Source organism: Streptomyces caelestis, assembly GCF_014205255.1.
Lineage (GTDB): Bacteria > Actinomycetota > Actinomycetes > Streptomycetales > Streptomycetaceae > Streptomyces > Streptomyces caelestis.
Window position 1 is genome coordinate 2,406,280 of sequence record NZ_JACHNE010000001.1, and the last position, 11,588, is coordinate 2,417,867.

The 11,588-nt window shown below is 69.1% G+C and carries 10 protein-coding genes; 4 read left to right on the forward strand and 6 right to left on the reverse strand.

The features are described from left to right. Positions 1-82: 82 nt before the first annotated feature. The 4 genes from HDA41_RS10880 to ctaC all read right to left on the reverse strand — a co-directional run bounded on the left by HDA41_RS10880 (position 83) and on the right by ctaC (position 4,558). Positions 83-1,333, reverse strand: a complete 1,251-nt coding sequence (locus HDA41_RS10880; protein ID WP_184982939.1) for a L,D-transpeptidase — start codon at positions 1,331-1,333, stop codon at positions 83-85. A 131-nt stretch (positions 1,334-1,464) separates the two neighbouring features. Then, the gene (locus HDA41_RS10885) at positions 1,465-1,863 is read right to left on the reverse strand and encodes a cytochrome c oxidase subunit 4 (RefSeq protein ID WP_184982941.1); all 399 of its coding nucleotides are present in this window, start codon (positions 1,861-1,863) and stop codon (positions 1,465-1,467) included. Next, positions 1,860-3,596 carry an aa3-type cytochrome oxidase subunit I gene (gene ctaD, locus HDA41_RS10890; protein WP_184982943.1) on the reverse strand — a complete coding sequence of 579 codons (1,737 nt, stop codon included), beginning with the start codon at positions 3,594-3,596 and terminating at the stop codon, positions 1,860-1,862. The genes HDA41_RS10885 and ctaD overlap by 4 nt, the downstream gene beginning before the upstream one ends. Further along, positions 3,593-4,558 (reverse strand): aa3-type cytochrome oxidase subunit II, encoded by a 966-nt coding sequence (gene ctaC / locus HDA41_RS10895; protein ID WP_184982945.1) that lies wholly within the window; start codon positions 4,556-4,558, stop codon positions 3,593-3,595. Before ctaC ends, ctaD begins: the two co-directional genes overlap by 4 nt. 315 nt (positions 4,559-4,873) lie before the next feature. On the opposite strand from ctaC, the gene HDA41_RS10900 reads away from it, so the two are divergent. Beyond that, positions 4,874-6,253 (forward strand): cysteine desulfurase/sulfurtransferase TusA family protein, encoded by a 1,380-nt coding sequence (locus HDA41_RS10900; protein WP_184982947.1) that lies wholly within the window; start codon positions 4,874-4,876, stop codon positions 6,251-6,253. A 65-nt stretch (positions 6,254-6,318) separates the two neighbouring features. Here the strand turns inward: HDA41_RS10900 and HDA41_RS10905 are convergent, their stop codons facing one another. Beyond that, a complete protein-coding gene (locus HDA41_RS10905; protein WP_184982949.1) occupies positions 6,319-7,293 on the reverse strand; it encodes a carbohydrate kinase family protein in 975 nt (324 codons plus the stop codon). 132 nt (positions 7,294-7,425) lie between these two features. Here HDA41_RS10905 and HDA41_RS10910 point away from each other — a divergent pair, with 132 nt between their 5' ends. Both HDA41_RS10910 and HDA41_RS10915 read left to right on the forward strand, forming a co-directional pair. Next, a complete protein-coding gene (locus tag HDA41_RS10910) occupies positions 7,426-7,635 on the forward strand; it encodes a hypothetical protein (RefSeq protein WP_184982950.1) in 210 nt (69 codons plus the stop codon). A gap of 146 nt (positions 7,636-7,781) precedes the next feature. Beyond that, positions 7,782-9,662: a prolipoprotein diacylglyceryl transferase gene (locus HDA41_RS10915; protein WP_184982952.1), complete on the forward strand. Its 1,881-nt coding sequence runs from the start codon at positions 7,782-7,784 to the stop codon at positions 9,660-9,662. Between the two features lie 99 nt (positions 9,663-9,761). Here HDA41_RS10915 and HDA41_RS10920 read toward each other — a convergent pair whose 3' ends face one another. Beyond that, positions 9,762-10,118, reverse strand: coding sequence for a HesB/IscA family protein (locus HDA41_RS10920; protein WP_010037217.1), 357 nt, complete (start codon positions 10,116-10,118; stop codon positions 9,762-9,764). A 283-nt stretch (positions 10,119-10,401) separates the two neighbouring features. Here HDA41_RS10920 and nadA point away from each other — a divergent pair, with 283 nt between their 5' ends. After that, positions 10,402-11,586 carry a quinolinate synthase NadA gene (gene nadA / locus HDA41_RS10925; RefSeq protein ID WP_184982955.1) on the forward strand — a complete coding sequence of 395 codons (1,185 nt, stop codon included), beginning with the start codon at positions 10,402-10,404 and terminating at the stop codon, positions 11,584-11,586. The last annotated feature ends 2 nt before the right edge of the window (positions 11,587-11,588 follow it).

Below are 11,588 nucleotides of genomic sequence, written 5' to 3' on the forward strand. Positions count from 1 at the left end.
TCCTCATCGTCGGCGGGTGCGGGTGGTCTGTGGCTTGTCGCGCAGTTCCCCGCGCCCCTGGGGACGATGCCCCTGAGGACGTTCAGGCGCTCTGCGGGCGTAGACGGGCTCTGTCGGCTGCTGTCGGGCCCTCCGGGGTGCCGGCTGTCAGGGCGCTGCCCGTGCGCCACTGCTTCCATGCGAGGTTCCAGTCGCCGAAGCCGTTGCCGAAGGGGGCCATCGTGTCGCCCGCGGAGTTTATGACCTTGACGATGTCGCCCTCGCGGACGTTCTCGTAGAACCACGCGGCGTTCTCGGTGCTCATGCCGGTGCAGCCGTGGCTGACGTTGGCGGAGCCCTGGGAGCCGACGGACCAGGGGGCGGCGTGGACGTACTCGCCGCTGTTGGTGACCCGCACGGAGTGGTGGACCATCAGGTCGTAGAAGTCCGAGGCGCCGATGCTGGCGCTGGTCATGCGGACGGTGCCTTCCTTGGCCAGGACGACCTTGACGCCGTTGCGGGTTTCGTATCCGGGCATGCCCGTGGTGACCGGGATCTGCCGGACGATCTTGTCGTTCTTGTAGACGGTCATCTGGTGGGCCGCGGCGTCCGTGACGGCGATGACCTTGTCGGCGGTGTTGATCGTCAGGGGCTTGGCCTTGCCGCCCCGCATACGGTCGCCGATCTTGATGCCCTCCAGGTTGCTGCGGACCTGGATGGTGGCCTGTGCGGGCCAGTAGTCCTTGGGGCGGTAGTGGAGCTTCTTGTCGTCCACCCAGCGCCAGGCGCCGTCCGTGGCGGGCATGGAGGAGACCTTGAGGGCCCGTTCGACGACGGCCCGCTGGGCCCGGTCCTTGACAGGCCGGCTCAGCTCGGCCGTGATGGGCTGGCCGACGCCGTAGGTGCCGGCCTTGGGGCCGAAGGTGACGTCCAGGCGCTTCTGGGTGGTGGGCCTGCCGGTGTCGAAGGTGAGGACCTTGCGGCCGGGCGCCCCGTTCTCGTCCTCGGTACTCACACGGACCGTGTAGCCGGCGTTGGCGGCGAGCGGTGAGGTGCTGTGCCAGCGGCTGCCGTCGGCGGCGAGTTCGCCCGCCACGTAGCGTCCGGCGGCGTCGTGGGCCGTGACGTCCGTGATGCGCCCGTCGGAGTCCTCGGCGACCACTTCCAGGGGCTTGTCCGGGTCGGCCTTCTCGCGGCCCTGAGTGGGGGCGTTGAAGGAGATCTGGTCCGCCGCGTCGTAGGGGTGGTGGGAGAGGGGGTTGCCGTCCGAGCCGCAGGCGGTGACGCCCGCGCAGAGGGCTATCACCAGCAGCGTGCAGCTGACGACGGGGCGGGAGTTCGCTGTGTGGCTCATGGCCTCACGCTAGGAAGCCACGTCAACTGCGGCACGCCAGGTGACTCGTACGAGTGACACGTATTGCGGCAAAAGCAGGGGCCCGGACGCTCCTTGCGGAGTGTCCGGGCCCCTGAGGCGCTCGGCTCGTGTTACTGGGTGCGGTTCTCACCGCGGTAGTACTCGAAGACCCAGCCCCAGACACCGATCAAGATGATCGGCAGCGAGAAGTACATCAGCCACCAGCCGATCGCGATGGCCAGGAAGGCGAGGGCGCCACCGATGGCCAGGGAGAGCGGCTGCCAGCTGTGCGGGCTGAAGAACCCGACCTCGCCGGCGTCGTCCGCGACGTCCGCCTCCTTGTTGTCCTGCGCACCGACGTCGACCCGCTTGGCCGTGAAGCCGAGGTAGAAGCCGACCATGATGCACAGGCCGAAGGCCAGGAAGAGGGCCGTGGTACCGGCCGGCTCCTTCGACCACACGCCATAGACGACCGCCATGGCGAGGACGAAGACGCTCAGCCACATGAACATCTGACCCTGGATCTTCACTTGCCGGCCTCCTTGCCACCAGCGATGGCCTTCTCGCCGTGACCGACGTTCTCGAGCGCGTCGAGAGCGGCGATCTCCGGGTGGTGCAGGTCGAACGCCGGGGATTCACTGCGGATCCGCGGCATCGTGATGAAGTTGTGCCGCGGCGGCGGGCAGGAGGTCGCCCACTCCAGGGAGCGGCCGTAGCCCCACGGGTCGTCGACGCCGACCGGCTTGCCGTACTTGGCCGTCTTCCAGACGTTGTAGAAGAACGGCAGGACCGACATGCCGAGCAGGAACGAGCTGATCGTCGAGATCGTGTTCAGCGCGGTGAAGCCGTCGGCCGCGAGGTAGTCCGCGTACCGGCGCGGCATGCCCTCGGCACCCAGCCAGTGCTGGACCAGGAACGTGCCGTGGAAGCCGATGAACAGCGTCCAGAAGGTGATCTTGCCGAGCCGCTCGTCCAGCATCTTGCCGGTCCACTTCGGCCACCAGAAGTGGAAGCCGGAGAACATCGCGAACACCACGGTGCCGAAGACGACGTAGTGGAAGTGGGCCACCACGAAGTACGAGTCGGAGACGTGGAAGTCCATCGGCGGCGAGGCCAGGATGACACCGGTCAGACCACCGAAGGTGAAGGTGATCAGGAAGCCGGTCGCCCACAGCATCGGCGTCTCGAAGGACAGCGAGCCCTTCCACATCGTGCCGATCCAGTTGAAGAACTTCACACCCGTCGGGACCGCGATCAGGAAGGTCATGAAGGAGAAGAACGGCAGCAGCACACCGCCGGTGACGTACATGTGGTGCGCCCACACCGTCACGGACAGACCCGCGATCGAGATCGTCGCGCCGATCAGACCCATGTAACCGAACATCGGCTTACGGGAGAAGACCGGGATGACCTCGGAGATGATGCCGAAGAACGGCAGCGCGATGATGTACACCTCTGGATGGCCGAAGAACCAGAAGAGGTGTTGCCACAGCAACGCCCCGCCGTTGGCGGAGTCGAAGATGTGGGCACCGAACTTGCGGTCCGCCTCCAGGGCGAACAGCGCCGCGGCCAGGACCGGGAAGGCCAGCAGGACCAGGACACCGGTCAGCAGCACGTTCCAGGTGAAGATCGGCATGCGGAACATCGTCATGCCCGGAGCGCGCATGCAGATGATCGTGGTGATGAAGTTGACCGAGCCGAGGATCGTGCCGAAGCCGGAGAAGGCCAGACCCATGATCCACATGTCGGCGCCGATGCCCGGGGAGCGGACCGCGTCCGAGAGCGGGCTGTAGGCGAACCAGCCGAAGTCGGCCGCGCCCTGCGGGGTCAGGAAGCCCCCGACGGCGATGAGCGAGCCGAACAGGTACAACCAGTAGGCGAACATGTTCAGCCGGGGGAAGGCCACGTCGGGCGCGCCGATCTGGAGCGGCATGATCCAGTTCGCGAAACCGGCGAACAGCGGCGTCGCGAACATCAGCAGCATGATCGTGCCGTGCATCGTGAACGCCTGGTTGAACTGCTCGTTCGACATGATCTGCAGACCGGGCCGGGCGAGCTCGGCGCGCATGAACAGCGCCATCACGCCACCGATGACGAAGAACGCGAACGACGTCACCAGGTACAGCGTGCCGATCGTCTTGTGGTCCGTCGTCGTCAGCCACTTGATGACCACGCTGCCGCGGTTCTGGCGCCTGACCGGCAGCTCGTCCTCGTAGTGGGACCCTGCTGCCGCGGCACCCTGGGGTTCGTTGAGGATGCTCACAGGTTGTTCGTCTCCCGGTTCTTCTCGTGGCTCGTCTGCGCGATGCCGGCGGGAACGTAACCGGTCTGCTGCTTGTCCACGAGGTCCTTGAGGTGCTGCTCGTAGCGCTCGGGGGAGACGACCTTCACGTTGAACAGCATCCGAGAGTGGTCGACGCCGCAGAGCTCGGCGCACTTGCCCAGGAAGGTGCCCTCCTTGTTGGGGGTCACCTGGAAGGCGTTGGTGTGGCCCGGGATGACGTCCTGCTTCATCAGGAACGGCACCACCCAGAAGGAGTGGATGACGTCACGCGAGGTGAGGACGAAGCGGACGGTCTTGCCCTTGGGGAGCCAGAGCGTCGGACCCGGGTTGTTGGTCTGCGGGTTCCGGGTGCCGGGGGTGCCGCAGTCGTAGACGCCGCCGGCGCCTGCCGGGAAGTCCTTCTTGAACCGGTCCGGGATCGCGTCCAGGTCCGGGGACTTCTTGGCGTCACCGGTGGAACCGGCGACCGGCTCGATGTAGTTGAAGCACCAGCTCCACTGGAAGCCGACCACGTTGACCGTGACGTCGGGCTTCTTCTTGAGGCTGAGCAGCTCTGACTCGTCACGAGCGGTGAAGTAGAACAGCACCGAGACGATGACGAGCGGGACCACGGTGTACAGCGCCTCGATGGGCATGTTGTACCGGGTCTGTGGAGGTACCTCGACCTTGGTGCGGCTGCGCCGGTGGAAGAAAGCACTCCACAGGATCAGACCCCACACCAGCACGCCAACGGCGAGCGCAGCCGCCCAGGACCCCTGCCACAGGGAGAGGATCCGCGGAGCCTCTTCCGTGGTCGGGGTGGGCATACCAAGGCGGGGGAAGTCTTCCCAGTTGTACGAGCAACCGGTGGCTGTCGCCAAGACCAGGCCCGCGGTCAGTGCCTGCAGCAGCTTCCGCCGCATCGGGCGCCGCGGCGAGCGGTCGGAGCCGTTGGGACTCACGTAGCGCCTTCCCGAGAGTCTCGCCCGCGCGGATCGGCTGCGGCCTGGCCTTCTCGCTGGTCGGTCGCCGCCCTGCGTCGGGCAGGGGTTTGGATGTTTATGCGGACCAAACCCTAGCCGACGCCCTTCGGGGGTTCGCGGGGAGGGGGGCGTTCGCGCGCCGTCGGTCACCCCGAAGGGGTGGGTGGGGTTGCCCAATGGCTCGGTGGGCGCCGCTTGTGTGGCGAGTGCGGGTGGTTGGGAGGTGTTCGCGCCCACGCGGCGGAGCCGCACATGGACGCAGCCCCGCGCCCCTGAGGGGGTTAGCGTTGCCGTGTGGCTTACTTCGATGCTGCTTCCTCCGCTCCTCTGCATCCTGTTGCTCGTCAGGCGCTCTTGGCCTCGCTCGACGAGGGGTGGGCCGATCCTGCTCGGTTGTATCGGGAAGGGCGGCGGGCCCGGATGGTGCTGGATGCGGCGCGGGAGGCTGCTGCCGAGGCGGTGGGGTGCCGGGCGGACGAGCTGGTTTTCGTCTCGTCGGGGACTCACGCCGTGCATGCGGGGATCGCGGGGGCGCTGGCCGGGCGGCGGCGGGTCGGGCGTCACCTGATCGTGTCAGCGATCGAACATTCCTCCGTGCTGCACTCGGCAGAGGTGCACGAGGCGGCCGGCGGGACGGTCACTCAGGTGCCGGTCGACCGGGGCGGGGCGGTGGATGCGGCGGCGTACGGCGATGCCCTGCGCGCGGACACCGCACTGGCCTGTCTCCAGTCGGCCAACCACGAGGTGGGGACCGAGCAGCCGGTGGCCGAAGTGGCCGAGGCATGCCGGGCGGCGGGAGTGCCGTTGCTGGTGGACGCGGCGCAGTCGCTGGGGTGGGGGCCGGTGGAGGGTGACTGGTCGCTGCTCACGGCCAGTGCCCACAAGTGGGGTGGCCCGGCGGGGGTCGGCCTGCTCGCCGTCCGCAAAGGCGTTCGGTTCGCGCCGCAAGGGCCGGTGGACGAGCGCGAGTCGGGGCGGGCGGCCGGTTTCGAGAACATCCCGGCGATCGTGGCGGCTGCCGCGTCGCTCCGGGCCGTACGGGCCGAGGCGGCCGAGGAAGCCCTGCGGCTGCGGGAGCTGACGGAGCGGATCCGGGTACGGGTACCGCGGGCGGTGCCGGACGTCGAGGTGGTCGGCGACCCGGTACGCAGGCTGCCCGGGGTCGTCACCTTCTCGTGTCTCTATGTCGACGGGGAGACTCTGCTGCACGAGCTGGACCGGGAGGGTTTCTCTGTCTCGTCCGGTTCGTCCTGCACGAGCAGCACGCTGACGCCGAGCCATGTGCTCCGGGCGATGGGCGTGCTGAGTGAGGGGAACGTGCGGGTGTCGCTGCCGCTGGGGGTGGCTGAGGAGGAGGTGGAGAGGTTCCTGACCGTCCTCCCCGGAGCCGTGGCGTCGGTGCGGGAGAAGCTGGGGGCGCCGGTCGCCTCCGAGGTCGCCCGCGAGGAGAACGTCCTTGTCGTCGACTCCCTCGGCAAGCGCTGTCCGATTCCGGTGATCGAGCTGGCGAAGGTCATCGGCGACGTACCGGTGAGCGGCCTGGTCCGGGTGCTGTCGGATGACGAGGCGGCCCGCTTGGACATTCCGGCGTGGTGCGCGATGAGGAATCAGGAGTACGTCGGCGAGGAGCCGGCGGACAAGGGAACGGCGTACTTGATCCGCCGGGTGAGCTGAGTGACGCAGGGGCGCGGGGAACTGCGCGAACAGCCCCCCACGCGCCCGCAGCCGAAAACCGTTGATCAGGCCAGGTGCGCCTGAACCTCCCGCGCGGCCTGGTCCCCGTACGCCTTGGTGAACCGCTCCATGAAGTGCCCGCGCCGCAGCTGGTACTCCTGCGTCCCCACCGTCTCGATGACGAGGGTCGCCAGCATGCAGCCGACCTGCGCGGCACGCTCCAGGGAGACACCCCACGCGAGGCCCGAGAGGAACCCCGCGCGGAAGGCGTCGCCGACCCCGGTGGGGTCGGCCTTGCGCTCCTCGTCCGGGGTGCCGACCTCGATCGGGTCCTCACCGACCCGCTCGATGCGCACGCCCTGCGCGCCGAGGGTGGTCACACGGTGGCCCACCCTGGACAGGATCTCCGCGTCGGTCCAGCCGGTCTTGGACTCGATGAGGCCCTTCTCGTACTCGTTGGAGAACAGGTACGTCGCCCCGTCCAGCAGAATGCGGATCTCCTCGCCGTCCATGCGGGCGATCTGCTGGGAGAAGTCGGCGGCGAACGGGATGGACCGGGAGCGGCACTCCTCGGTGTGGCGGAGCATGGCCTCCGGGTCGTCCGCGCCGATGGAGACCAGGTCGAGACCGCCGACGCGGTCGGCGACGGTCTTCAGCTCGATGAGGCGGGCCTCGCTCATGGCGCCGGTGTAGAAGGAGCCGATCTGGTTGTGGTCGGCGTCGGTGGTGCACACGAAGCGGGCGGTGTGCAGCGTCTCGGAGATGCGGACGGAGTCGGTGTCGACGCCGTGCCGGTCGAGCCAGGCCCGGTACTCGTCGAAGTCCGCGCCCGCGGCGCCGACCAGGATGGGGCGGGTGCCGAGCTGTCCCATGCCGAACGCGATGTTCGCGGCGACGCCACCGCGGCGGACGTCGAGTTTGTCGACCAGGAACGACAGCGAGACCGTGTGCAGTTGGTCCGCTACGAGCTGGTCGGCGAAGCGGCCGGGGAAGGTCATGAGGTGGTCGGTGGCGATGGAGCCGGTGACTGCGATGCGCACGGCGTGGACTCTCCTGAGGGAGGCGGACCTTGACGCTTCACGCTATCGGGTGGGCGGGGCCGCTCTGAAGGCGAGGAAACTACCCGATAGTAGATCTTTCTCCGTGAGGTCCGGCGTGCATACGGTGCCGATATGACGAACCTCAAGGTCCAGGTGCCCGTTCCGGTCGATCTCGAAGGCGATCTGGCGTCGCTGCCGGGTGACGGGGCCCGGATGGCTCCCCACTGGGCGGTTCCCGACCGGGTCGCCTCCCGGCCGGTGTCCCCGGCCCTGATCCACGGTGTGACCGTACCCCCGGCGTCGGCGCGGCTGCTCGACGCGATGTCGGACTACGGGGACTGAACGGAGCACGACCGGGAACCGTGCGCTCCCCCGCTGCGTCCCATCGCTGTCCCCCGTAAAGGGGATACGGGATACGACCCGACAGCGGCCCGTTTCGGACCGGGCCGGGTCCCGTGGGACAGCTGTGCAGCCGAAGGAGCGATGCGGTGAACACCGAGCGACCCGACAACGACGACGACGCCAGGGACGTGGGCGGCGCCGAGTCCGCCGACACCCCGGAGGTCGAGGAGCGGGGTTCGGCGGACGCCGAGGGGCCGGCGAAGGCCGAGGGGCCGGCGAAGGCCGCTGAGGCCGACCAGGCAGACGAGGTCGACGAGGCTTCCGAGACGCCGGGTGATGAGGCTCGGGTTTCCGAGGCGAAGGCGACGGACGACGCGACCGCGGCGGCCGGAGAGCCCAGCGCATCGGACACCGAAGCCGAGAAGGCCGGCGCGCCCGAGGCCCGGGACGCCGATGCCGAGGAAGCCGGTACGGACGGTGCCGGCACCGTCAGTGCCGGCGACGAGGAAACCGGACCGGCCCCGGAAGCACACGCGGAAACCACCCCCGCACCCCACCGTGACCTGCCCCGCGACGAAGAGCACCTGGTCCGTCCGGGCGGTGGGCGGTCGCGGACGCCCGCGATCATCGCCTCTGTCGCCGCCGCCGTGCTGCTGATCGGCGGCGGTGGGGCCTGGCTCGCGGCCAACGCCTCCGGCGGATCCGGTGGCGGTGCGACATCCGGCGCACCCGGTGGGGGCGGCACTCCCCCGCCACTCGCGCTCGACGGGTACTCGGAATCGACGTCGGGCGGCGGCAACGGCATCGCGCCCGGTGAGCCCAACCCCTACGGCACCACCTACCGGGTCGACGGCCCGCTCCCGGACGGTCCCGGCGAAGCCCCGGTGTACCGGGCGCGGGGCGAGGTCACCAAGGAGGACGTGGCCCGGCTGGCGAAGGCCCTCGGGGTCGAGGGGACACCGGTGGCGCAGGGCGAGGCCTGGAAGATCGGGGGCCAGGACGGTTCGGGGCCGAGCCTCCAGGTGAACAGGCAGGCGCCGGGAACCTGGAGCTTCAGCAGGTACGCCCCGGGCACCGACAACTGCAAGGGCACCGACACCTGCACCGCTGAGCAGTCCGGTGGCAGCCCGGTGAGCGAGGCGGAGGCCGAGAAGGCCGCGGCGCCCGTGCTGAAGGCGTTGGGTCAGGACGACGCGAAGCGAGACGCGAGCCAGGTCATGGGCGCCCAGCGGGTGGTGAACGCCGCTCCCGAGATCGGCGGACTGCCGACGCACGGCTGGACGACCGGGGTCACGGTCGGCGCCGACGGCGAGGTCGTCGGCGGCAGCGGTCAGCTGAAGACGCCGGTGAAGGGGGACACGTACCCCGTGGTCGGCGCGAAGAAGGCGCTGGAGCTGATGGAGGAGCGGCCGACGGGCGACCACCGCATGGGCATCGGCGGCTGCGCGAGCCCCGTGCCGCTGAAGGACCGGCTGGAGCAGCCCTGCGGGTCGTCGGCGAGCGGCGCTCCCGAGCAGGACGCGGTGACGGTGCGGAACGCGGTGTTCGGGCTGGCCTCGCACTTCGTGGACGGGCGGCAGGCGCTGGTGCCGTCCTGGCTGTTCGAGGTGAAGGCACCGGGCGCGAAGGACCCGTTCACGGTGACGTACCCGGCGGTCGACCCGAAGTACCTGGCCTCCCCCACGCCGAACGAGCCGAGTGACAAGCCGACGTCGGCTCCCGAGCCGCGTGACGTCAAGGTGGACGGCTACCGGGCCGAGGGCTCGGAGCTGACCGTGACCTTCGGGGGCGGGGTGTGCTCCGACTACGACGTCAAGGCGAGCGAGAGTGGGGACGAGGTGAAGGTCACAGTGACCTCGACCCCGTGGCCGGACAAGGTCTGCATCCTGATCGCGAAGCAGTTCCAGCAGACCGTGCAGCTGGACGAGCCGCTCGGCGACCGTGAGGTCGTGGGTTCGAACGGCAAGGCGGTCCCGCTGGCCAAGGAGGGCGCGCGGCTGCCGGCTCCCCCGACGCGGGAGCGGTAGGGGGACACAGGCGGTACGACAGACGCGAAGGCGGCGGCCCCGTCGGAGGGGGCCGCCGCCTTCGTCGTGTCCGCGGCCGCGGCAAGCGGCTCGGCAGGCTCAGCTGAAGGAGTCGCCGCAGGCGCAGGAGCCCGTCGCGTTCGGGTTGTCGATCGTGAAGCCCTGCTTTTCGATCGTGTCCACGAAGTCGATCGTGGCGCCGCCCAGGTACGGGGCGCTCATGCGGTCGGTGACGACCTTCACACCGCCGAAGTCCTTCTCCACGTCGCCGTCGAGGGAACGCTCGTCGAAGAAGAGCTGGTAGCGCAGGCCGGAGCAGCCGCCGGGCTGGACGGCGACGCGCAGCGCGAGGTCGTCGCGGCCTTCCTGGTCGAGCAGCGCCTTGACCTTGGACGCGGCGGCGTCGGTCAGGATGATGCCGTCGGTGACGGTGCTGGTCTCGTCCGATACGGACATCTACATCTCTCCCGGGTTGTACGGAGACTGCTTGCCGACGGTTGCAACCGGCGGGGCCGCGGATTCATTCCGGGCCGTGCGCTCGATCTCGGCTCCTCTTCATGCTCGCACACGCGCCGGGAACCGGAAAACGGCTCTTTCCGGGCTTTCCCGGGAATGAACGGCGGCTCTCCGGGATTCACGTCACACAGACGCTATGGCCATCGTCAAAGTGACGTGAAGCGGTTATGATAGATAGCGTCAATTCGACGAAAAGTCGCCGGAAACAGAAAGGGTGCGTGCCGTGACCACCGCCCAGACCCAGGAGCTCGACGTACAGCCGACGCCCCTCGCCCTGCTGCTCCTCGGCCGTGAGGCCGACCCCAGGAGCGAGCGCGGCGTGGAGTGTCCCGGCGACCTGCCCTCGCCGTCCGACCCGGACCTGGTGGAGCGCGCCCGCAAGGCGAAGGAGAAGCTCGGGGACAAGGTCTTCGTGCTCGGCCACCACTACCAGCGCGACGAGGTCATCCAGTTCGCCGACGTCACGGGGGACTCCTTCAAGTTGGCCCGGGACGCGGCGGCGCGCCCGGAGGCCGAGTACATCGTGTTCTGCGGTGTGCACTTCATGGCGGAGTCCGCGGACATCCTGACGTCCGACGACCAGAAGGTCGTCCTGCCCGACCTCGCAGCCGGCTGCTCGATGGCCGACATGGCGACGGCCGAGCAGGTCGCCGAGTGCTGGGACGTGCTGACCGAGGCCGGCATAGCCGAGCAGGTCGTGCCCGTCTCGTACATGAACTCGTCCGCCGACATCAAGGCGTTCACGGGCAAGCACGGCGGCACGATCTGCACGTCGTCCAACGCCAAGCGCGCCCTGGACTGGGCCTTCGAGCAGGGCGAGAAGGTGCTCTTCCTGCCGGACCAGCACCTCGGGCGGAACACGGCGGTGCGGGACATGGGCATGTCCCTGGACGACTGCGTGCTCTACAACCCGCACAAGCCGAACGGCGGGCTGACGGCGGACGAGCTGCGCGCCGCGAAGATGATCCTGTGGCGCGGCCACTGCTCGGTGCACGGCCGCTTCAGCCTGGACTCGGTGAACGACGTGCGCGAGCGCATCCCGGGCGTGAACGTCCTGGTCCACCCCGAGTGCAAGCACGAGGTCGTGGCCGCGGCGGACTACGTCGGCTCGACGGAGTACATCATCAAGGCCCTGGAGGCCGCGCCGGCCGGCTCCAAGTGGGCCATCGGTACGGAGCTGAACCTGGTCCGCCGCCTGGCGAACCGCTTCGCGCCGGAGGGCAAGGAGATCGTCTTCCTCGACAAGACGGTCTGCTTCTGCTCGACCATGAACCGCATCGACCTCCCCCACCTGGTCTGGACCCTGGAGTCGCTGGCCGAGGGCAACCTGGTCAACCGCATCGAGGTGGACAAGGAGACGGAGGCGTTCGCGAAGCTGGCCCTGGAGCGGATGCTGGCCCTGCCGTAACC

Excerpts from the sequence above, each read along its gene's own strand:
- HDA41_RS10880 (WP_184982939.1), bottom strand. The coding sequence starts at position 1,333 with ATGAGCCACACAGCGAACTCCCGCCCCGTCGTCAGCTGCACGCTGCTG.
- HDA41_RS10910 (WP_184982950.1), top strand. The coding sequence starts at position 7,426 with ATGACGAACCTCAAGGTCCAGGTGCCCGTTCCGGTCGATCTCGAAGGC.
- HDA41_RS10920 (WP_010037217.1), bottom strand. The coding sequence starts at position 10,118 with ATGTCCGTATCGGACGAGACCAGCACCGTCACCGACGGCATCATCCTG.